22 protein-coding genes are annotated in these 21119 nt (G+C 42.4%); 9 read left to right on the top strand and 13 right to left on the bottom strand.

The features are described from left to right. Positions 1-16: 16 nt before the first annotated feature. Genes UE46_RS04560 through UE46_RS04550 form a run of 3 tightly spaced genes read left to right on the top strand, consistent with a single transcriptional unit; the run spans position 17 to position 2630 of the window. Positions 17-913: an ABC transporter ATP-binding protein gene (locus UE46_RS04560; RefSeq protein ID WP_036063303.1), complete on the top strand. Its 897-nt coding sequence runs from the start codon at positions 17-19 to the stop codon at positions 911-913. Then, positions 906-2141: an ABC transporter permease gene (locus UE46_RS04555; protein WP_036063305.1), complete on the top strand. Its 1236-nt coding sequence runs from the start codon at positions 906-908 to the stop codon at positions 2139-2141. The genes UE46_RS04560 and UE46_RS04555 overlap by 8 nt, the downstream gene beginning before the upstream one ends. 15 nt (positions 2142-2156) lie before the next feature. Then, positions 2157-2630, top strand: coding sequence for a GNAT family N-acetyltransferase (locus UE46_RS04550; protein ID WP_036063306.1), 474 nt, complete (start codon positions 2157-2159; stop codon positions 2628-2630). 886 nt (positions 2631-3516) lie between these two features. Here the strand turns inward: UE46_RS04550 and UE46_RS04545 are convergent. Next, a complete protein-coding gene (locus UE46_RS04545) occupies positions 3517-4533 on the bottom strand; it encodes a PTS sugar transporter subunit IIC (RefSeq protein ID WP_036063309.1) in 1017 nt (338 codons plus the stop codon). A 264-nt stretch (positions 4534-4797) separates the two neighbouring features. Here UE46_RS04545 and UE46_RS04540 point away from each other — a divergent pair, with 264 nt between their 5' ends. The 4 genes from UE46_RS04540 to UE46_RS04525 all read left to right on the top strand — a co-directional run bounded on the left by UE46_RS04540 (position 4798) and on the right by UE46_RS04525 (position 6847). Beyond that, positions 4798-4977, top strand: coding sequence for a hypothetical protein (locus tag UE46_RS04540; RefSeq protein ID WP_036063311.1), 180 nt, complete (start codon positions 4798-4800; stop codon positions 4975-4977). Between the two features lie 41 nt (positions 4978-5018). Continuing rightward, positions 5019-5480 carry a GNAT family N-acetyltransferase gene (locus tag UE46_RS04535; protein WP_051493079.1) on the top strand — a complete coding sequence of 154 codons (462 nt, stop codon included), beginning with the start codon at positions 5019-5021 and terminating at the stop codon, positions 5478-5480. A 142-nt stretch (positions 5481-5622) separates the two neighbouring features. After that, a complete protein-coding gene (locus tag UE46_RS04530) occupies positions 5623-6147 on the top strand; it encodes a transposase family protein (protein ID WP_118907433.1) in 525 nt (174 codons plus the stop codon). After that, entirely contained in the window at positions 6095-6847 is a 753-nt protein-coding gene (locus UE46_RS04525) for an ISL3 family transposase (protein WP_143812869.1), read from the top strand. Before UE46_RS04530 ends, UE46_RS04525 begins: the two co-directional genes overlap by 53 nt. Positions 6848-6999: 152 nt before the next feature. Here UE46_RS04525 and mreB read toward each other — a convergent pair whose 3' ends face one another. The 12 genes from mreB to UE46_RS04465 all read right to left on the bottom strand — a co-directional run bounded on the left by mreB (position 7000) and on the right by UE46_RS04465 (position 20162). Further along, positions 7000-8013, bottom strand: a complete 1014-nt coding sequence (gene mreB, locus UE46_RS04520) for a rod shape-determining protein (protein ID WP_036060932.1) — start codon at positions 8011-8013, stop codon at positions 7000-7002. 160 nt (positions 8014-8173) lie between these two features. After that, the gene (locus UE46_RS04515; protein WP_036060931.1) at positions 8174-8476 is read right to left on the bottom strand and encodes a nucleotide pyrophosphohydrolase; all 303 of its coding nucleotides are present in this window, start codon (positions 8474-8476) and stop codon (positions 8174-8176) included. Between the two features lie 49 nt (positions 8477-8525). Further along, positions 8526-9671: a mannitol-1-phosphate 5-dehydrogenase gene (locus UE46_RS04510; protein WP_036060930.1), complete on the bottom strand. Its 1146-nt coding sequence runs from the start codon at positions 9669-9671 to the stop codon at positions 8526-8528. Next, positions 9668-10102 carry a PTS mannitol transporter subunit IIA gene (locus tag UE46_RS04505; RefSeq protein WP_036060929.1) on the bottom strand — a complete coding sequence of 145 codons (435 nt, stop codon included), beginning with the start codon at positions 10100-10102 and terminating at the stop codon, positions 9668-9670. The genes UE46_RS04510 and UE46_RS04505 overlap by 4 nt, the downstream gene beginning before the upstream one ends. 2 nt (positions 10103-10104) lie before the next feature. Next, a complete protein-coding gene (locus UE46_RS04500) occupies positions 10105-12189 on the bottom strand; it encodes a BglG family transcription antiterminator (protein ID WP_036060928.1) in 2085 nt (694 codons plus the stop codon). Positions 12190-12204: 15 nt separating this feature from the next. After that, a complete protein-coding gene (locus UE46_RS04495; protein ID WP_036060927.1) occupies positions 12205-13644 on the bottom strand; it encodes a PTS mannitol transporter subunit IIBC in 1440 nt (479 codons plus the stop codon). A 277-nt stretch (positions 13645-13921) separates the two neighbouring features. After that, positions 13922-14251: a thioredoxin family protein gene (locus UE46_RS04490; protein WP_036060926.1), complete on the bottom strand. Its 330-nt coding sequence runs from the start codon at positions 14249-14251 to the stop codon at positions 13922-13924. Continuing rightward, positions 14248-14688 carry a flavodoxin gene (locus tag UE46_RS04485; protein ID WP_036060925.1) on the bottom strand — a complete coding sequence of 147 codons (441 nt, stop codon included), beginning with the start codon at positions 14686-14688 and terminating at the stop codon, positions 14248-14250. Before UE46_RS04485 ends, UE46_RS04490 begins: the two co-directional genes overlap by 4 nt. Beyond that, positions 14685-15734: a ribonucleotide-diphosphate reductase subunit beta gene (locus tag UE46_RS04480; protein ID WP_036060924.1), complete on the bottom strand. Its 1050-nt coding sequence runs from the start codon at positions 15732-15734 to the stop codon at positions 14685-14687. The genes UE46_RS04485 and UE46_RS04480 overlap by 4 nt, the downstream gene beginning before the upstream one ends. 72 nt (positions 15735-15806) lie before the next feature. After that, on the bottom strand, positions 15807-18134 hold the full coding sequence (locus UE46_RS04475) for a ribonucleoside-diphosphate reductase subunit alpha (protein ID WP_118907431.1): 2328 nt from the start codon (positions 18132-18134) through the stop codon (positions 15807-15809). A 363-nt stretch (positions 18135-18497) separates the two neighbouring features. Next, entirely contained in the window at positions 18498-18686 is a 189-nt protein-coding gene (locus tag UE46_RS04470) for a hypothetical protein (protein ID WP_036060923.1), read from the bottom strand. 138 nt (positions 18687-18824) lie between these two features. Next, positions 18825-20162 carry an MATE family efflux transporter gene (locus UE46_RS04465; protein ID WP_036060922.1) on the bottom strand — a complete coding sequence of 446 codons (1338 nt, stop codon included), beginning with the start codon at positions 20160-20162 and terminating at the stop codon, positions 18825-18827. A 190-nt stretch (positions 20163-20352) separates the two neighbouring features. Here UE46_RS04465 and UE46_RS04460 point away from each other — a divergent pair, with 190 nt between their 5' ends. After that, positions 20353-20712: a YxeA family protein gene (locus UE46_RS04460; protein WP_036060921.1), complete on the top strand. Its 360-nt coding sequence runs from the start codon at positions 20353-20355 to the stop codon at positions 20710-20712. A 25-nt stretch (positions 20713-20737) separates the two neighbouring features. Continuing rightward, entirely contained in the window at positions 20738-21079 is a 342-nt protein-coding gene (locus UE46_RS04455; protein WP_036060919.1) for a YxeA family protein, read from the top strand. The last annotated feature ends 40 nt before the right edge of the window (positions 21080-21119 follow it).

Raw genomic sequence — 21119 nt, 5'->3', positions numbered from 1 at the left:
GGGAGATGATACACAGATGTTACAAGTTAACAATGTATCCAAACAATTCGGCGCGAAAACCGCTGTCGACGATCTACATTTCGAAATTAATCAAGGGGAAATTCTCGGCTTAATCGGCCAAAACGGCGCTGGAAAAACAACAACTTTCCGCCTTATTCTTAATTTTTTACGCCCCAACAGTGGGGAAATTCTTTGGGATAATCAAGATATCACGAAAATAAATACCGATATCATTGGCTATCTTCCAGAAGAGCGCGGCCTTTATCCAAATGTCACGATTGAAGACCAAATTACCTTTTTCGCTGAGTTAAAGGGCTATTCTCGCACTAAAATCAAGCCAGAAATCGATCTTTGGATGGACCGCGCTGAGATCGTTGGGAAAAAGACCGACCTTGTTAAAACGCTATCCAAAGGGAATCAACAGAAAATTCAACTAATCAGCACGATTATTCACCGTCCGAAACTCGTTATTCTGGATGAGCCATTCAGTGGCCTTGATCCAGTCAACGCTGAGATCTTGAAGAAGTTCGTTTTTGACCTTAAAGCAGACGGCGCTACGATTATTTTCTCCAGCCATAGGATGGAAAATGTGGATGAATTATGCGATTCACTCGTGATGCTAAAACAAGGAAAAACGGTATTACGCGGTAAATCAGAGGAAGTAAAAAACAGTTTTGGCCGTAAGCGAATCATGCTTGACGCGCCACAACCAACCGAAGCCATCGAGGCCCTCCAAGGTGTGACGCAAGTTGAGAATCACAAAGGCATTCGTATTGTTCATCTCGCAGACGAGTCCGACGCGAATACCGTATTTGATTTCGTTACAAAAGACGGCTTCATTCCCATGTTTAGCCTAGAACCGCCAACTCTCGAAGAAATTTTCAAATGGAAAGCAGGTGAGGTAAATGAGTAAGTTCTGGGTCATAACGTCGCAAGTATACAAACGCCGTGTCAAAACCAAATCATTTCTGATCTCGCTGTTACTTCCCTTATTGATCGGTGCACTCATTTTCGCACTTCCTAAAATAGTCGATTATTTCGGCGGTGGCGATGAAGCAACAAAAATCGCTGTTCTTTCCGAAAATCCCGCTTTTTCAGCTGTTATTGCCGCCGATAAAGCTAATTTCAAAGTCGATAAAAAAATAAAAACGGAAAAAGCTGCTAAAAAAGCGCTCACAGATGGAGATATTAAAGGTTTCGTTACGATCACACCACTCGGCGATGAAGTCAAAGCCGTTTACACATCGCAAGAAACCGCTGGAAACGCCTTAATTACAGCGCTGCAAAACGATATTACTAGCGTCACACTCCAACAGAAAATCAAAGAATACAATATCACGGAGAAACAACTTGCTAGCCTAACTACACCGATTCCAATTAAAAACGAATTGCTTTCCAATGACCAGTTAACGAACAGCCAAAAAGAAGCGATGAGCGCCGCAATCCTAATGCTAACACTTGTCATCTTCATTTTCGTGATGAGTTACGCCAGCATTGTAGCCGCTGAAATTGCAAATGAAAAAGGGACGCGGATCATGGAAATCATTTTATCCAGCGTTTCCTCAACGACGCACTTAATGGCCAAGCTGACCGCGATTTTGCTTATGTTGCTGACCCAGATCGCCTTTTACGGGCTATGTATCGCTGCTGTCATGATTGTAGGTAAAAACACCGAAGTTATCCAAGGCGTACTCGATCAACTCGCGCAATTCCCGACGTATTATCTAATTTTAAACATCCTATTCGTCGTGCTTGGCCTGCTTCTCTACATTCTCCTATCAGCCATTATCGGTTCGATGGCACCAAATGTCGAGACCGTATCGCAGTTCATGTATCCAATGACGATGCTTGCGATTATCGGTTACTGGGGCTCGATCGCAGCTGCTAATGCACCAACCAACATGCTTGTCGTGATCGGTTCCTACGTTCCTACATTCTCGCCGATGATGATGCTTGCGCGAATGGACTTGCTAGCCGTTGATGCCACTGGTATTTTCATCTCGCTCGGTATTCTTATCCTGACCAACGCCCTTGCATTCTGGCTAGCGATTAAGCTTTATCGTGGCAACGTGCTTCTTTACACCAACGATGGCCTGTTCAAAACTTGGAAAACATCCTTAAAATATGCTAAACGTGATTAGAAAAGAGGTTTTACCATGATAATTAGAAAATCAACAAAAAAAGATGCCGCCGATATGATTGAACTGGAACACCTTACGTGGACTTCTGGAACGACGCCTGGCGAGATTCATTTTAGCAATGAAGCCGAATATATATTAAAAAATCCGCCCGGTTCTAAGGTCGTCGCGGAAATTGATGGAAAAGTTGCGGGGATTCTCGGTTACCACTCGCCCATCCCGCTAAAAAGTAATCAACATGTGCTGGATCTAGATATCGCCGTACATCCAGATTTCCAAAAACACGGCGTCGGCTCAGCGCTAATGGAAGAATTATTCCGTATCGCCAAAGCAGAGGGCAAAGAAAAAGTATCGCTTCGTGTCCTCTCAACCAATGAAAAAGCAATTAACTTCTATACGAAACATGGTTTTAAAAAAGAAGGCCAGCTTCACAACGAATTTATCATTAACGGCGAGTATGTAGATGATATTTTTATGGCGATATTCCTTTAAAATCGATTACTTTTGATCGTTAAAATTGGCTCGATTTTCCATGCATGCTTATATCGACATATCCCAAATGTATCATTTTTTACTATTTATGTTTTAACTTCAGCAAAAGTGGCTATTGTATAGTATCAAAGCGATAGAGGGTGATTGGATGACAGAATCGCACAGACTGAAGAGTAAGCTTATAGGTGAAATGGACAAATTAGCCGCACAAGCCAAGGATCAGTTTAGTAAGTTAACCAATGACATTGTCGGAGCAGCCCGTATTTAAGAAGCACGTTTTTTAAAAAAGATTTCGATTATTGTTTGCACAAGTTATACGTATCCCAAATCTAAATTCTCGTTAACGAAAGCGGTATTTGTTTTTCCTAAGAATATCGTGCGAGTAATCTATATGTTTTGTCTCACATTTAGTGCATATGGATGTATGGACGGGATACCTTGACTTTGCTATAGTCGGATATCGTCTGGTGAAGGAAGTTTTTAAGTAGCTGGTCAGTCTTGCGGGAGCTTGAGGAAGACCACGGTAAATGAAAAGGTCGCGTCAGGAGTTTTGCCCACTCGTCAAGGCAAGGAATGCGGAAAACACGATACGTCGCTCCGAATATATCATGATTGCTTTACCTCACTTTTGATATATTTAGCGAAAAAGTTTCGTTTCCAAAAGTTGAATTCTAAAAATGTCTGCCAGGTAGTGATGTTTGCTAGTCCAAAGTTGTCTGGTAAATATCTGGATTTCCCAATTCTGTCTACCGCTAATTTTTAGATATTCCATCGTATTTCGATTTTTTTAAACCAGTTACTCAGGCAAATTCCGACACATCACGAGGAAAGAGGATGAATAGGTCGCGACGCTTTTACAGGTCACTTCCTACTTCATCCTCTTTTTTTATTCTAATTCTACGCGTAAATCCCCACTTCGAAGCCAGGAAGACTTGAGCAAGAACGGTCTCGCCACTAGTGCAATCGCCGCTGGAATCACAACAGCCACAATTAAAAATGCCCCAAACGATAGCCAGCCATAATTAGCAATCAAAAATAGCGGTGCAACAAAGGCGCATAATCCAAGCCCCGCCACTTCTGCTGATGCTTGCAAGTGAAATACGAGTACCCCGATTGGACTCGCGATCACCGCCGAAATAAGTGGCACAATCATCACCGCAGGCCGCTTAATAATGTTTGGCGTCTGCAATTTTGGCGTACAAATCAGTTGTGCAAAAAACGCGCCCCAATTATTATCCCGGAACCCTAAAACCGCAAAAGAAACAAATTGTACCGAACAGCCTATCAATGCCGCCGCACTTGCCGTTGGATCCAGTTGTAAAGCAATCGCAAGCGCCGCAGAAGATGCTGGACTCAAAATCAAAATCGCAAATATAAGTGAGATAACCATCGATGAAAGAATCGGCGACCCATCAACAAGCGACGTAATCCCACCACTCACCGACGTTAAAACTGGCGCCATGATCTTCGAAAATAGCAACCCACTAATCCCACCAGAAAGCAGGGCCGCCGCAGGAATGAGAATCATATCAAAATTCGTTTTTCCAGTCACGCGTTTACCGACCCAGACCGCAACAATAACCGCTAAAATCGCGCCAATCGGTTCACCACCGACGATCGAAAAGCCGCCATTCTCAAGCGCCAGTATCGCGCCACCTCCAATGACTGATGCCGCTGCTGCACTGATGACCACGAGCGTATTCGCACCGAGACAAATCGCAATTCCCACACCAAGCCCTGGAATCAACAATAATTTACCGACGGCACCAATTTCCGTCAGCCACGTAAACCCGACCATCTGCCCAATTGTCTGTAACAATAAACCCATGCCAAGCGTTACTAAAACCGCATTCGCAATCCCCATCGACGCCTTATAAGAGCGGTCTACAATATAATCCTTCATGCCTTATCCCCTTTTCTCGTTTAATCCTTTCCATCTTATCGAGAATACAGGGTAAAAGCAAAAAAAGTTTTACTTACTAAACAAAAACAGATTTAAAATGCTTGAAACAACACAAAAGTAGCTATTACGAACAAAATAAAGAAATCTTGTTTAATATCTTGTTTAGCCAATTAAATTTTCATTTCATGCCAAAAGTCACTTAATCTTTCTTACATTTTTCTGTATAATAGATAACATATCCTCTACATAGAAAGGAGTTTTTTTATGAAACTTATCGGATTGATCTTGCTTATTTTAGGCATTGTTGGTGTTGGTGTATCGTTTAGTATCGTTGGGATCATCGGCTTTATCGTTTGCCTTGTATCTATTGTTCTCTTCATATTGGGCATCCTATTCATGATCCGTTCCAAGAGAAAAAATAATCGTTCTTACTCATATAGATAGTTCATCACATCACCAAATTTTATTTATCGCGGAGGATTACCATGACTAATACGCGTTTTATCGCTTGGGAAAATCAGTATCTTGAGGATGCGATCCAGTTATATATCGATGTTTTCACCGATGAACCCTGGAATGATATATTAACCTATGAAGAAATAAAGCTATATTTTGATCGCTTGCTAGCTATGAACACGTTTGAGGGCTATCTCGCACTCCATGATACTGGCACGGTTATCGCTGCCTCACTTGGCTTCATTCGTCCTTGGTTTCGCGGTGTACAGTACCATTTAGATTCCTTTTATATTGCTAGTGCCTTTCAAAGTAAAGGGATTGGTGGCGCCTTTTTGGATTTTGTCAAAAATGATTTGGCGCAAAAGGATATTCCAAATATCGTACTTGATACCGAGATAGGTTATCCATCCGACCATTTTTATCGCAAGCATGGATTCAGTAGTAATCCAGATTCCGTCACTATGTATGGAAGTACGAATCGACAAAAATAACGGTTCTATAATAAATGTTGGGGTAGAAAATAATCTACCTCCGCATTTTTTTGTTCTCATTTCAAGACAAAAAAATACACAGTAATATCAAAATCCTTTAAGATAAAAGTGACGAAACCCAATCCAAAGGAGCGATATTACCATGCCAGACCATTTTATCATACAACTCATCGGTTTAGAAAATAAAAACATCCAACTTCTTGATTATTCGATTGAAAATCATATCTGCCACATTCATATCCAACTAAAACGAAAAAAACATGCCTGCCCCTCTTGTAAAACACGGACAGATCGCATTAAAGACTATCGTACGCACACTTTCCAACATCTAAAAGTCGCAGAAAAACGTGTCTATGTGCACTATCGAAAACGCAGATATGCTTGTTCCTGCGGAAAATCATTTGATGAAAAAAATCAAGGACTTGTGGCACGCTATCAGCGTTTTTCGACATCTTGGCATCAAGCAGCCCTTTTCCATAGTATCTCTGCCCCCTCCTTTACCTATACTGCCAGAACGTTTGGAACCACCGCACCTAAAATTATGCGCCTATTCGACGCGCGTACAGAAGCCTTTTCCACGCCTCCCGTCGCTCTTCCTAAAGTCATCGCTATCGATGAGTTCAAAGGGAGATACCGACAAAGGCAAATTCCAACTCATTATCGCTGACCCCATGACTCGTCGCCCCATTGATATCTTAGAAAACCGTCGCGCCAAAACCATTCAACGTTATTTAAGAGAACGCGGGCATCAGGTAGAGATGGTTATCATGGATTTGAGCTCGACCTTCAAAAACGCTGTGCAACAAGCTCTTGACAAACCAGTTATTATTGCCGATTCTTTCCACTTCTCTCGCTACATCTATTGGGCGCTGAATAAAGTCCGCGTTCGTGTCCAACAGCGTTTTTCAGAAAAAGATCGAAAACACGGGAAACGGATACAAAAACTCCTTTTCAAGCGATCTCATAAGCTGGATACAGCGCAAAAAAGCATCATTCGCCGTTACTTAAGCTTGCACCCTGATCTACAAACCGCCTACACCATCAAGGAAGCCTATCAGGCTTGGTTTGATGCCAATAAAGCACAAGAACGCCGCGACGTTCGTCAATCCTTACACGATTTCTATCAACTCGTACAAGACAAACAGCTTCCAGAATTCATAAAAGCTATCGGTACTTTCCGACGCTGGGAAACAGAAATCATCAATGCCTTCATTTACCCACATCTGTCCAATGGTTTCGTAGAAGGAATTAACAACCGAACCAAGGTCATCAAGCGTACTTCTTATGGCTATCAAAACTTTTCACGGTTCCGCGCCAAAATACTTGCCCAGCACTTTATCAAAAATTTTGACATTTCTGTAGGCTAAAAAGAGGTACAAGCCACTATTTCCCTAGCTTGTACCTCGATATTTCACCCCAACAATTGACAAAGAGCCAAAATAACAACTGTATATCTGAAAAAGAAAAACCGAAAGATTGTATAAAAATCTTCCGGTTTTTCTTATGTTTAAATCCCTTTTTATCGTGCCGTTACTTTTTCAACATTTATCAATCGATCTAAATGTTCCACTGCCATGCTCGTTCCAAGTGCTACGGACTCGAACGGCGCTGGCGCCATATGAACAGGTACCATAATTTGACTGTGTATCCAATCTGCAAGGCCTTCTAGTAGTGCACCACCACCAGTAAGTGTGACACCACTTGCACGGATGTTTCCGCTTAGTTCTGGTGGACTCGTTTCTAGTGTCGATTGTATCACACTCAAAATTCGTTTCAAGAATTCATCAATTTCTGCTTGAAATTCAGTCGCCGGGACTTTAATTGTAATCGGAAAACCAGTCACCAAATCGCGTCCTTCAATTTCAATTACAGTGCTGTCAATAGACGTATCACAATGAAGTTGCCATTTCACTTGTTCCGCTGTTTCTAAACCAATCAGAACGTTATACTTATTTCGTATAAGTTGCGCGATATCTCGATCGAGTTCATGACCTGATTTGCGTAGCGTTGCACTCGTAACGATGCCACCATAGGAAACCAGCGATGTTGTAATTTTGCCTGCACCGATGTCTACAATCACGTTTGCAATAGGTTTCTCAAACGGCAGTCCCGCGCCCATCGTTGCTGCGAGCGATCCTTCTATAAAATAAAGCGACTTAACTCCCAGTGAAAACAAGATGTCTCCAATCGCTTGACGTTCAATATTAGTAGCTCCAGGAAGTAACGCGACAATCAAATCCATCTGTTTAAAACGCTTCCCAGTGACCGCACTCACACGACCTTCAACTTTCTTCATTAATCGCAATGTCATCTCAAAATCGACGATAATACCGCCTTGTAGGGGGCTAATAACCGCGATCGAACCCGGTGTCTTCTCTGCCAGCTCTTTCGCTTCATGACCAATTTCTAGAACTTTATTTTTTTTCGTATCATATGCTAAAACTGTTGGCTCATGAAAAATCATTTTTTCCAAGTCTGAGTAGATACTAATATTAGCCGTGCCAATATCAATACCAATTGTTACTTTCCCCATATTCCTTTTCCCACTTTCCTAAATGTTGATTTTCAGATTCGCCTCATCGTTTATAGCTATCCTCTTCTAGTATATCAGGTCTAAAAAATATAATCCATGACGAAACCGTGAACAATCCAAAATAATTGTAAGAATGCATGACAAAAAGTACCCATTGAAGTCAGGTACTCTTCGCTGGATACTTTGTAGCATTTTTTACTAGCTTTGCTTTTACAATCTCATCTATGTTGACATCCATTGCTACCGCCATCTGGGTTGCATAGATAAAAACATCTGCCAACTCCTCTAAAATTTCCGCCTTATTCTCTGACAACGCCTCATTATCTGTCTTCCATTGGAAACATTCGAGTAACTCACTTGCCTCTAGTGTGAGGGACAACGCCAAGTCTTTTGGCATCTTATATTGCTCTTCCCAACCGCGTTCAGCTAAGAATTCATGTACTATTTGTTTCAATTGCTCCATTTTTGCACCCCTACTTCTTTTAGAAAGTAGTGTATCATATAATACAACATCAAGCCAATTTTAAATAAGAATCCTTCACTTTCTCAAAAAGCTTAGAATAACTCTCGATTCCCGTCACATCAGCGATTGCTTTCTCAAGACCAACAGCGGCAACAAGGGCTTGCAATTCCACCGCTTCCGCATCATCTGGATCATTGAATCGCAAGGCAGCAGCAATCGCGTCCGCTAGCGCTTTCGGTGTTTCGTTAAAAGCCTCGACAAATTGACGTGCTGGTTGTACGAAACGATCATTTGGACCAAGTTTGCGCATTGGCGAACGGCCGACACGTGATACATAATCTGAAATGTGCGGATTTTTGAATCTTTCGATAATTTTGTCAATATAAGCTTGATGTTCTTCATGTCCAAAGTCAAATTTCTTTTCTAACAGCGCTCCCGTTTCTTCAAGCGCACTACGAACAGCGAACAAAACTTTGTCATTATGAATTGCGGCTTCAATAGAATCAATATTTTTCATGTGACCGATGTACGCCGTCACCGCATGCCCCGTATTCACTGTGAACAATTTCCGCTCAATATATGGTGTCAAATCATCCACATACGTAATCCCAGGAATCGCTGGCACTGCGCCCTTAATCGCACTCTTTTCCACAACCCACTCATAAAACGGCTCTACCAACACAGTCAACGGATCATCATGCGTTTGGTTCGGAACAATTCTGTCCACCGCAGCATTTGGGAAGGACACGAACTGATCAGCGTACTTCTTCTCGTCTTCCGATAATTCCGCATACACGTTGTCCTGCAACGATTCCGAAGCACCGATCATATTTTCACACGCCATCACAATCAATGGTTTTTCAATCACCGTTCTCGCTCTGATCGCCGCCACCAATGTTTTCGCAATAAACGGTAAAATGGTAGGCCCAACCGCAGTCGTCACCAGCTCCGTTTCTAGAATTGCCGCGATCACCTGCTCCGGATTTTTCTGGCTATTAATTGCACTCACATCCGTGATCAAATCCACCTGCTTCGAATCATCCGCCAAAATCACATTGTATTCTTTTTTCTCATTCAAAGCATTTACAACCGTCTCGTTCACATCCACAAAAGTGACATGATAATTCGCCTCATGAAGTAGCTGTCCAATAAAACCGCGTCCAATATTACCCGCACCAAAATGTACTGCGATCATGCGCTTTCGCTCCCTTCAAAGAAATCAATAATCGCTTGTTTCGATTCAGCCGCAACGATCTGCGCCACGTTCTCTTCCTCCGAGCAAACAATCGCAATACTGCTAAGTAAATCCATATGCTCACCGTCCGCACCAGCAATTCCGATCAAAACTTTCACTTCATTCCCATCAAACGACACGCCATCCGGAACTTGCAAAATAACGATCCCCGAATTCTTAATCATATCCCGCGAATCATCCGTACCATGCGGAATCGCGACCATATTCCCGATAAACGTTGACGTCATCGCGTCCCGCTCCTTCATTTTCTCAATATAAGGCGCATCCACGTATCCTTGCTCCACCAATAATTGTCCCGCGGCTGTAATCGCCTCTTCCTTCGTGCTAAACGCCTGTTTCAACGCAATATCTTGACTATTAAGTGCTACCATCCCTATTTCCTCCTCATATCATATAAAAATTGATTTAATTTACCAATCACAAATGTCGTGATTTCCGCGCCATTCCCTGATTCAAGCAAGCGCGTCGTTCCCTCATTTTCAATCGCCATCGCACTAATAAAACTCATCACTTCGAGTCCCTGCGGCGCCAATTTTTCCGGTGCTAGCAAAACAAGTAATGTTGTCGCCGCCACGTTTCCCCCACCCATCGCTGGTACATCGACCGCATCTTGCAATGAGAAAATCTGAAAAACGGGCTGGTGTACAAACTCATTTCGGACATGAAACAACGCGAGCTTCGTCTCGGGAATTCCAAAACCACTCCATTTTTCCCGTTCCAAGAGCGATTTCAACAGAATTTCCACCTGAATATCCCGCTCCTGCTCAAACATCGCCATACAAACCGCACGCAATGTATCTTCCAAATTATGTTGCGTCTCCTCCATTTTCGCGACCTGAAACCCTTTTAAAATCGCTAAAACCGTGTTCGAATACTCCTGCTGTCCTTCCAAATGATGCACCGCCTCAAGCAACGTCATCTGCTCCTCTTGTTCCTGCGGCGCCTTTTGCGGTACAAACATCTCCTTTTGTTTCAGAAAAACCTCAATCTGCGAAATTTCCCGATCCGTCAACATCGGACTCACCAGAAAATACTCAAAATCAACTTTTCCCAAATCAATCGTTGACACAATCACATCGAAATGTCGCGTATTCCGATGATTCAAAACCTCAAATAGCGATACATTGTGCAAATCCTTGAGCTGAGGTAACGCCTGTTTCAGACGTGTTGCAAGCATTTTCGACGTTCCAATCCCACTCGAACAAACAACAAGGCCCGAGAACACACGACTCTCATTTTTCTGTAATAACGCTGCTCCGAAATGCAAGACCAAATAGCCAATCTCCTCATCAGGAACTTCCCGCTGTTGATAAATTTCGGAAAAGGCCACGCGCACAATCTGGAACAACGACGGATAATCATGTTTAATCGTTTTAATCAACGGATTGTGAATACGCATATTCTGATCTAATCTGCGTAACGCCGGTCGTAAATGCGCGGTTAGGCCGCTTAGTAACGCCGCTTCCTGAAAAGAACTGCCTAGCTCCAATTCCACTTTTGAAATCAACCGTTTGGCAATCGTCACCGCCTGCACATTCTCATTTCCCGAAAACACGCCCGTCTCATCCTGCGCTTTTGCCCCACGAATATGCATCGTCACGTATAGCGCCTCACCCTCCGGTACCACAAACGGTTCCATATCCAAGCACGCAGCTAACAATTCTTTTGCCACAGTAAATTCTGGAAAATTCCGAAAATATTCTTGGTCCGGTTTCATATCCTGCAAATAGTTTCCACTAATCATTCGTTCCACTGAAATCGAGATATGCACGACGAGCGTCAAATAAGCATCATCCGTCATCTCGTACGCCAAATCCTTGCGCCACGCCCGTACATTCTCCTCCACTTTCTGAATCAGCACATTATCAATCACATGAAGTAATCGCTCATCCGCCAGCATCTCAATTTCTTCTTGCTTTTGCTGCTGAAATAGTTGGAATAGCGAGTCCTTTGATCCCGTCGTCGCGATCAAATCACTTAATAAAGCTCGTTTCGTGGCCTCTTCCGCGATCAATTTCACACCATATCCACGTTTGCGCTCAATCTGAGCTCGCCCAATTAGTTCATCCTCAAGCTTCGTTAAATCACTGCTGACCGTCGATATCGTCACATTGAGGTCATTTGCCAGCGCGATTAATTTCACCGGTTCATTTTCCTTCAATAACGTTTTTAAAATAAACTGCTGCCGCTCCATCGGTGTGAATTCATTGTAAGATAAGTCGAGCAATTGCCATTTAAAAGCTTGGCGGCTAGACTCCGATCCAAACACAGACAGCTTGGCATCCTTTCGTTCCAAAGCCAACTGATACGATCCTAGCACCGCCTCTACTTCCTTCAAATCACGCCTGATCGTACGCTCACTCACATCCATATATTCCGCCAAATCCGCCGTTGCTACAGGTTCATGGCTCATTAAAAGCTGCTCTAAAATAAGTCTCGTCCTTGCCGAAATATACATCTAAAATTCCCCCAGTTATTTCTGGTCAGCCAAATTCTCCACTAGCTCATCATATTTATGGCTATTCAAGAAATTGTCGACCGAAATATGATAGGCCTTTGGTAGTTTTTCCGTCGCACGAGCCGTCAAATCCTGATGCGTCACGACAATATCAGCGTCCGGAGGCAACTGCGCAATTGCAAAGTTCACAACCTCAATATCGAGTCCCGCCTTCTTCACCTTGTTCCGCAATACCGAAGCACCCATCGCACTTGATCCCATTCCCGCATCACATGCAAAAATAATTTTTCTCGTCCCAACTGGAATCCCATCCGCTGCAAGTTCCGCATCCGTCGTCCCAACAACCGCGCTAGCTACCATCGCCTTCTTACCTTTCATTGTAGCCATTTTTTGCTCCGCTGTCGCGAGTTCTGCATCATCACTTGCTTTCGAGGTTTTCAATACTACAGCCGAAACTGCAAATGACGCAATCGCTGCAAACAAGACCCCACAAATAATACCAAGATAATCACCACGCGGCGTCAAAGCAAGTATCGCAAAAATACTACCTGGAGAAGCCGTCGCAACAAGTCCTACATTAAATAAGTTAAACGTGATAATACCCGTCATACCACCAGCAATCGCACCAATAATAAGCGCCGGTTTCATCAATACATACGGGAAGTAGATCTCATGAATCCCGCCTAAGAATTGAATAATAATCGCACCAGGAGCCGTCTGTTTCGCCGTCCCGCTACCAAAAATCGTATACGCTAGCAAAATACCAAGACCAGGTCCCGGATTTGCTTCCACTAAGAAAAGAATCGATTTCCCAGTGCTAACTGCCTGATCTATCCCCAGCGGCGCCAGAACCCCCTGATTAATCGCGTTATTCAAGAACAACACTTTACCAGGCTCGACTAACAAGCTAACTAGCGGCAACAAATGATTATCAATTAAGAACTGGACACCCGAAGCCATCGCCGTATTCACAGCCTGAAGCGCAGGTCCAATCGTTTTCAAAGATACAATCGCCAAAATTCCTGCTAAAATCCCTGCTGAGAAATTGTTCACCAACATTTCAAAACCAGCGCGAATTTTTCCTTCTATCATTTTATCGAATTTCTTAATTAACCAAGCAGCGAGTGGACCTAAAATCATCGCACCCAAGAACATCGGCATCGACGTCCCTACTACTGCCCCCATCGTAACTGCCGCACCAACGACACCACCACGCGTATCATAAACCAATTTACCACCCGTATACCCAATCAAAAGCGGCAATAAATATTTAATCATCGGATCGACTAATTTCGCGATCTCTTCATTCGGCCACCAGCCAGTCGGAATAAACAGGGCCGTGATCAATCCCCATGCAATAAACGCCCCAATATTAGGCATAATCATACCACTTAAAAAACTCCCAAAATGCTGTACCTTCACGCGAAAACCTGACTTCGCTTGTTGTTGTTCCATTTCTATATCCCCCTCAGTTTTTTTACTGATTTATAAATCCCTCTAAGTTCTGCTTCAAAGCATTTGCCTCGCCAGCTCCACTAATAGAAGTGCGCCCTTCCAAATCTTAGTTTCACACATTGGCTTAGCTCTTATATACATTGTATGACAGCGGTACCAAGTTAGCAATACAATCAAAATTGGAATTTGTCCTCAGGAGGTGGACAAGATTGGAGAAGGACAAAAGTACGCAAAAAAGACACCCCTATCAACATGGAGTGCCCATTCTAATCCTCTATTATGCTTCCTGTGCTACAACCGCTTCCTCAATATGCTCTGGCGGAATAAATCCATTCAACCGCGAAACCTCTTCGCCGCCTTTATAAAGCACCAATGTAGGTGTTTGACGGATATTGCGATTGAAAAAGAAATCTTCCCCTACTTCTTCCAATTTCACTTTCAATACCTTCACCTTATCTGCCATCGATGAATTCTTAAACTCTTGAAACGAGAGATCTAACATCTTACAGTTTGGGCAGTTGTCTTTCCAGTAATCCACGTAAACTAACTCTCCTGCAGCAACATGTTGATCAAATTCTTCCATTGTTTTAATTTCGATACTTGTCATTTTACTACCCCTTCTCTCATGGACAATACTTCCGCGACCCAATTTCGGATCGCTTCGTGGTCCCTTTCATTATTCGGCATTTGCTCGATTTTTAACCTCGGATAATCCGATTCAAAATACGTAGCCATCCGATCGACTGCCCCGCAAAAATAAGCCATGCTCCATTGTGTTTCACCCGTCCCAAAAATCGCGACGTGCGGCGGTTTCATTCCCAATTCTGCGATAAAATCCTTCATATCTGGCGGTGTCCTACCTAAATCAGCTGTCCAAGCCCCTAAAATGAACAAATCGTAGTCCGTCTCGAGTGGATACTGCGCGTCAGGATGGACACGAAACGAAGTCACATCATGCCCTGACTTCTTGAATTCCGCTTCCACTTCCTCTGCCACCATTTTCGTATTACCACTCAGAGAATCATACGCCAAGAGGATTCTCATAGATCGTCAAAACCGTTGTCGACATTTGTTTTTTTGTAACTACTATTGCGCATTTCGAAAAAGTCCGTTTTCGTTTCCGTAAAGTTATCTGCATATGCCTTAATCCACGACATCTTGTTCTCGCTGTGACCCGGATAAAGTTCTGGAATCCCAAGCATACCAAGCATCTTATTGGCACGGTATTTCACGTAGTCCACCATTTCCGATACATCAATACCTTCAATCCCGTCCAATACTTCCTCCGACCAAATCGTTTCAAGTTCCACAGCATGGCGGAAAGCCTCATGTGTATATTCCACAAGCTCATCTGTTTGCAATTCTGGATTTTCACCAAGAATCGCGCGAATAACTTCTGAGATAAACTTAGAATGTGCCAATTCATCACGATTGATAAAGCTAATAATTTTCCCAGTTCCCGTCATTTTATTTTGACGAACTAAGTTATAAAAATAAGCAAAACCACTATAAAAATTAATACCTTCTAAAATAGAAGACTGAATCAACGCTTTAACTAAATTTTCGCCTGTTTTGTTTGTCATAAAATCATCATACGACTCCATGATTGGCTCGTTACGCTTCACAATCGTCGGATGCGTCCGCGCCAATTCAAAAATACGTTTCTGCTCTTGCAAATTCGTAATTGAAGCAAGCACGTAAGAATAACTCTCATTATGAATCACTTCTTGCTGACCAATAATCGCGGTATTCGCGTGCACCGCTGGATCTGTAATATATTCCGCAACATTATAAATAAACCTTGTCTGCGGAGAATCCAATGTCGCCAGCAAACCAATAATCGCATCAAAAGCATACTTCTCTTCTTCTGAAAGTAGCGGATATTGCTTCGCGTCACTCTTCATATCGACCTCATCGGGAATCCAATAATTCGTCGATAATTCTTTATACGCGCGGTAAAACGATGGATACGGGATATCATTCCAATTCAAAATCCCACTCGTGTCACCATTTATAATTGCAGTTGAGCGATTCGGGCTCAACGGTTCCAAAATTTTAATACGGTGCAATTCTTGCTTTTGATCCGTCATATAATAACCTCCTCTAAAATATGTAAAACACGAGCAAAGACAATCGCTTTGCTCGTTTCATTATTTAATTTATCAGCTTGAACACCATTCGCACTCTTCAACATCGATATCGTTTGAGCGGACGTAGTAAGTCGTTTTCAAGCCTTCACTCCAAGCTAGCATGTGAAGTTCTAACAATTTACTTGCTTTAATCCCACTCGGCACATAAAAGTTGAAGCTTTGCGATTGATCGACATGGCGTTGACGGCGACCGTTTTGGCGGACACTTGCGAATTGGTCCACTTGGTACGCGCCTTTGCCGTAGTACGGATACGTTTTAAGCGAAAGATCCGGCGCAATCACTGGACGGCGATAATCTTTCTTCTCTTCGTAATAAAACGGACTGAAAATTGGATCGATCGATGCCGTTGATCCTGCGATTTGCGCTGTACTCATGTTTGGAGCAACTGCTAACAAGTACGCGTTACGGATACCATTTTTAGCAACATCTGTCGCAAGCTCTTGCCATGCGTCTGACTGATACCCACGACGCTCGAAGTATTCACCAGTATTCCAATCACTACCTTTAAAGACAGAGTACGTGCCTTTTTCTTTTGCTAGAGCTGCACTCGCTTTAATAGTTAGGAAATTGATTTGCTCATATAGTTCATCGGCATACACTTCTGCTTCTTCGCTATCCCAAGCAATATTTTTAAGGGCTAGCAAGTGATGCCAACCGAAAGTTCCTAGACCGATCGAGCGGTATTTCTTATTCGTAATCGTTGCTTGCGGTACTGGTAGTTCATTCAAGTCGATAACGTTATCCAACATACGAACTTCAATCGCGATCAAGCGTTCCAATGTTTCTGGATCTTCTGCGAGTACAGCACGACCTAGATTCACAGATGATAAGTTACAAACAACGAAATCGCCAGCTTGTTTTGTAATCACAATTTGATCACCACTAATGATTTCTTGAATCATACGTGTAGGACTCATATTTTGCATAATTTCGGTACATAGATTACTAGAGTAAACCATGCCCGCGTGTTTGTTAGGATTCATCCGGTTGACTTCATCACGATAGAACATGAACGGATTACCCGTTTCCAGTTGACTCACCATGATGCGTTTCATAATATCAATCGCCTTCACGATCTTTCTGCTCACCGTTTCGTCCATCACTAACTCTTCATATTTCTCGCGGAACGAGCCATCACCTTTTTGCTCATCATAGAAGTCTTGTAGGTACCAGCCTTTTTTCTCCTTGACTTCATGTGGATCAAATAAATACCAATCTCCACGACGCTCGACAGCTTCCATAAATAAATCTGGCATACAAACTGCTGTAAACACGTCATGTGCGCGTAAACGTTGGTCTCCGTTATTTAAACGAAGATCAAGGAACGCTTCAATATCTTTATGGAAAACGTCCAAGTAAACCGCAATCGCGCCTTTACGTTGACCTAATTGATCGACACTAACCGCCGTGTTATTCAGTTGCTTAATCCATGGAACAACGCCACCACTAGCACCACGTACGCCACGAATCGCCGAACCTGACGAACGAACATAACCAAGATAAGCTCCAACGCCGCCGCCATGTTTACTTACACGCGCCACATCTGTATTGCTATCGTAAATGCCTTGCAAACTATCATCCACTGTATCAATGAAGCAACTCGACAATTGCCCGCCGACTTTACCAGCATTAGCAAGTGTCGGTGTCGCTACTGTCATATACAAATTGCTAAGCGCCCAATAAGCTTCACGAACAAGTTCCATCCGTTTTGCTTTTGGCTCATCTTGCATTAAATAAAGGGCAATCGTCAACCAGCGTTCTTGCGGTAATTCATATACATTACGCGCTTGATCTGTCGCCAAGTAACGCGTTGCAAGTAAATACAAACCGTTATATGTGAAAAGTTTATCCTTCTCTGGATCAATCATTTTGCCAGCTTCGATTAACTCATCCTTCGAGTAGTTCTTTAAAATACTACCAGAATAAATGCCACGCTCGCCAAGACTTTCCTGTAAACCAACATATGAACCGTATTTATCATCGTCATTGTAAAAGCGATTTTTACTTGCTTTCTTATATAACTTGTTCAAATAAAGTCTTCCTGCGAACAATTCCCATGCTGGAAGATGAATATCTGTACGTGCTTCCGCTTCACGAATCAAGTAATCCACTAACTCATCCGCTGCGTAATCACCTTTTTTCTCGATAAAAGTAAATACTTTACGCTTGTAATCTTCCATCTCAAGTGCTGGAAATTCTGCATGAATCGTATCTAGATATCTGTTTAGCCGTTCCTTGTCGAAAGGTAGTTTGCGATTCCCTCCGTCTTTCACTATGTAAGTTGTCATTTGTAGTCCCCATTTCTTTCCAATATTTCGCGTTATACGTGGTTCATTCATCCATCGAAACAAGCCTCTTTCGAGCAAAAAAATTAACTTTCGCAAAAGTCAGAGCCTTTGTAAAAGTTAAAATAGCAATTCATGTTTTAACGGCTATCGATACTATATATAGTACCTTGTTTCGAATGTGAAATCAAGATATTGTGCTTTTGATAATTAGTCATAACCTTCGTCAGTCGTTTGATTTCACGGGTTTTGCCCCATAAAAATAATTTTTAGGGGTAAATTTCTTGTGAAACGTTACGCAAAGATGAGCCTTAATAACCACTAGAAGTTGTGCTTGACCCCCACAGAAAAACTACATTTAGTATTAGGTTTTTTATGACTTTTTCAATTTCACAAACTCTGCATTTTTTAGTCTATTCATGATTCATTACTAATTTTAGATTCTCGTGCTTTTTTACGCGCTCGAAATCCTACAATCATAATGAGTAGACCAAATACAAAACCTGCCATCATAATCGATGTACTAACCATATGAAGGACGTATAGAATGGCCGGGATCACGAAAATAAGCTGTCCAAAATAAATAAAGTACGTATATTTCCTCATTTTAAGTTCCCTCCCAGTGTTAAATGCTCCCATCATAGTACCACTTGAACTTGGTTAATGCACGCGTTAAATATGTACAAACAAAATATGCTGAGTATTCATAGGTAGAAACATGATCTCAGCATATTCTATTGAAATTTATACTGCCTTACTAAAAATATGTTTGCGTCGTGCGTAAATAACGATCGACAAGGCCACTATCGCTTCTGAAACTGGAATCGATGCCCAAACACCTTCCGCTCCGAAAAATGGCGGTAAGATGATCAGGAAGGCCACCATGAACAGCATTTCGCGCGCAACAGTAATCCAAATCGCCATCCCAACACGGCCAGTCGTTTGGAAATACGTCATCATGACAAAGTTGAAGCCCATGAATAAATATCCGGCAAAGAAGATACGCACGGCTGTCGTCGCTAAATTAACGATATCCGCATCAAAAGTTCCAAACATCGCTACGATATGCCCTGCTCCGAAGAATCCACCAACGAAAAACACAAGTCCTGTGCCAATCGCCGTGATAATCGCAAGTCGAATCGTCGCTTGTTCTCGGTCCTGTAGTTTGGCCCCGCGGTAGTAACTAATGAGCGGTTGAATTGCCGAGCTCATTCCGAGGAACAACATCAAAATAACGCTATGCGTGTAGTTCAATACGGAGAATGCTGCAACCCCAGCTGTTCCTGCCACTGCGGCGATCGCGATATTATAACCCATCGTAAACACGGACAGACCGAATTCTGATAAGAAACTTGGTAGTCCAATCGAGAATGTTTGTCCCACTGCTTTTTTCGTAAAGCGGAATTTCACGAATTTTAAACGAGAGGTCTTCTTGAAAAAGTGCGTGGATAATACGCCGATTCCGACAACAACCGCAATAATCGTCGCCGCTGCTGAGCCACTTACACCCCAATTGAGGATGAATAAGAAGCAATAGTTCAAAATGATGTTCACGACTGCTGTCACAATCAATGCGACCATCGCCAAATTCGGATCGCCATCATTACGCACAAAAATACTCAAAATATTCTCGATCGTAAAGGCAAAACCGAACATCAATAAAATCGTCATATAATCCATCACATACGGCAACGTCTCTGGATTCGCACCCAACACGTTCGCAAGTGGTACCCGAAACACAAATGCAATGGCCGCAAGCGTAATCGTAATCACAAACACCATTATAATAGAACGAGTAAAAATCCGTTGCGCCGCTGGAACGTCCTTCTCACCTAGCGCAAATGAAAACTGCGTTGCCCCACCAATCCCGATCCAAAGCGAAATCGCCGTGAAAATCGAGAAAACTGGTACCGCAATATTAATCCCAGCAAGTGCCACCCCGCCAAGTCTATGTCCCACAAAAATCCCATCCATCACGATGTTCACTGACATCAGCAACATCCCAACAAGCGAAGGAATTAAATATCGTAAAAACACCTTTAAAACGGAATCTGTTTCCATTCTTGTATCCATTTCTTTCATACGTTTCACTTCCTAACCTAACGTTAATTAGTTTCCTATACCATTTAATCACATTTTCAAAAAAAATGCAACATGACAGGGAACATTGCAAAATTGTAAGGTTCGGAGCTCATTTTGTTAGTTAAGAAGCAGGAACCAAATCTTTTTGCACGGTATACTTAGGTTATCAAGTCAAAGGAGCTGACAACTTATGAAAAAATTAATGATTGCCCTTATAATTCTCGTTATTATCATTGGTGGTGGAATACTTGCCATGCGTTTTATAAACTTCAATCGAATTGGCGCGGATACATACTATGTGAAAATAACGACAGATGGTCAAGCAAAAAGTGGTCACGCAAGCGATGGTACTGCCTATACCGATTACAATTACGACCTACCAGGCTATAACGAAGATGGTAAAGAAAAGAAAATCGAGTTTACCGCCCAGAAGAATTTACGAAAAGGCGCTTATCTTGAAGTATTCGTGAAAGAAGATAAAGGTGTTACATCTTATGAAGAAGTCAAAGCCGCAGACGTTCCAAAGAAAGCCGCTGAAAAATTAAACTAATTTATTTTAAGAAAGGTTGAGGGAAATGAAAAACAAAAAAGGATTGTTATTAACGTTAGCAGGATTACTCATAGCGCTTTGCGTTGTGTTTGAATATGGCATGCCATCAGATACTGCTTCTAAAGCCTACTTTGTAGATGTAAATACGAACGGTGAACAGGTACAGAAAAACCAATTTTCAGGCTATAAATACTCATTAAAAGGCTATAAAAAAGACGGCAGTTCGGAAAACATCACATTTTACTCACCTGACAAACTTGCGAAAAATAAGAAATTCAAGATTCATGTCACAAATAATCAGTTTGTAGCGAACTATAAACAAGTAAAGAAAATGCCGTCAACGATTCAATTCTATGCGGAAAAATAAAAACTGGTGTTACACATTGGAGATATCCCTTGATGTAACA

It is taken from the genome of Listeria weihenstephanensis (assembly GCF_003534205.1).
In the GTDB taxonomy this organism is placed as follows: domain Bacteria; phylum Bacillota; class Bacilli; order Lactobacillales; family Listeriaceae; genus Listeria_A; species Listeria_A weihenstephanensis.
This window is presented reverse-complemented; position numbering and strand designations above follow the sequence as displayed.

Bases quoted from the DNA above. Each gene is read 5' to 3' on its own strand.
- UE46_RS04505 (WP_036060929.1), bottom strand. From the start codon at position 10,102: ATGGTAGCACTTAATAGTCAAGATATTGCGTTGAAACAGGCGTTTAGC.
- UE46_RS04530 (WP_118907433.1), top strand. From the start codon at position 5,623: ATGCCAGACCATTTTATCATACAACTCATCGGTTTAGAAAATAAAAAC.
- UE46_RS04495 (WP_036060927.1), bottom strand. From the start codon at position 13,644: ATGGAACAACAACAAGCGAAGTCAGGTTTTCGCGTGAAGGTACAGCAT.
- UE46_RS04475 (WP_118907431.1), bottom strand. From the start codon at position 18,134: ATGAATGAACCACGTATAACGCGAAATATTGGAAAGAAATGGGGACTA.
- UE46_RS04470 (WP_036060923.1), bottom strand. From the start codon at position 18,686: ATGAGGAAATATACGTACTTTATTTATTTTGGACAGCTTATTTTCGTG.
- UE46_RS04515 (WP_036060931.1), bottom strand. From the start codon at position 8,476: ATGGAGCAATTGAAACAAATAGTACATGAATTCTTAGCTGAACGCGGT.
- UE46_RS04500 (WP_036060928.1), bottom strand. From the start codon at position 12,189: ATGTATATTTCGGCAAGGACGAGACTTATTTTAGAGCAGCTTTTAATG.
- UE46_RS04490 (WP_036060926.1), bottom strand. From the start codon at position 14,251: ATGACAAGTATCGAAATTAAAACAATGGAAGAATTTGATCAACATGTT.
- UE46_RS04480 (WP_036060924.1), bottom strand. From the start codon at position 15,734: ATGACGGATCAAAAGCAAGAATTGCACCGTATTAAAATTTTGGAACCG.
- UE46_RS04560 (WP_036063303.1), top strand. From the start codon at position 17: ATGTTACAAGTTAACAATGTATCCAAACAATTCGGCGCGAAAACCGCT.
- mreB (WP_036060932.1), bottom strand. From the start codon at position 8,013: ATGGGGAAAGTAACAATTGGTATTGATATTGGCACGGCTAATATTAGT.
- UE46_RS04555 (WP_036063305.1), top strand. From the start codon at position 906: ATGAGTAAGTTCTGGGTCATAACGTCGCAAGTATACAAACGCCGTGTC.
- UE46_RS04550 (WP_036063306.1), top strand. From the start codon at position 2,157: ATGATAATTAGAAAATCAACAAAAAAAGATGCCGCCGATATGATTGAA.
- UE46_RS04535 (WP_051493079.1), top strand. From the start codon at position 5,019: ATGACTAATACGCGTTTTATCGCTTGGGAAAATCAGTATCTTGAGGAT.
- UE46_RS04455 (WP_036060919.1), top strand. From the start codon at position 20,738: ATGAAAAACAAAAAAGGATTGTTATTAACGTTAGCAGGATTACTCATA.
- UE46_RS04460 (WP_036060921.1), top strand. From the start codon at position 20,353: ATGAAAAAATTAATGATTGCCCTTATAATTCTCGTTATTATCATTGGT.
- UE46_RS04545 (WP_036063309.1), bottom strand. From the start codon at position 4,533: ATGAAGGATTATATTGTAGACCGCTCTTATAAGGCGTCGATGGGGATT.
- UE46_RS04485 (WP_036060925.1), bottom strand. From the start codon at position 14,688: ATGAGAATCCTCTTGGCGTATGATTCTCTGAGTGGTAATACGAAAATG.
- UE46_RS04465 (WP_036060922.1), bottom strand. From the start codon at position 20,162: ATGAAAGAAATGGATACAAGAATGGAAACAGATTCCGTTTTAAAGGTG.
- UE46_RS04510 (WP_036060930.1), bottom strand. From the start codon at position 9,671: ATGATCGCAGTACATTTTGGTGCGGGTAATATTGGACGCGGTTTTATT.
- UE46_RS04525 (WP_143812869.1), top strand. From the start codon at position 6,095: ATGAGTTCAAAGGGAGATACCGACAAAGGCAAATTCCAACTCATTATC.
- UE46_RS04540 (WP_036063311.1), top strand. From the start codon at position 4,798: ATGAAACTTATCGGATTGATCTTGCTTATTTTAGGCATTGTTGGTGTT.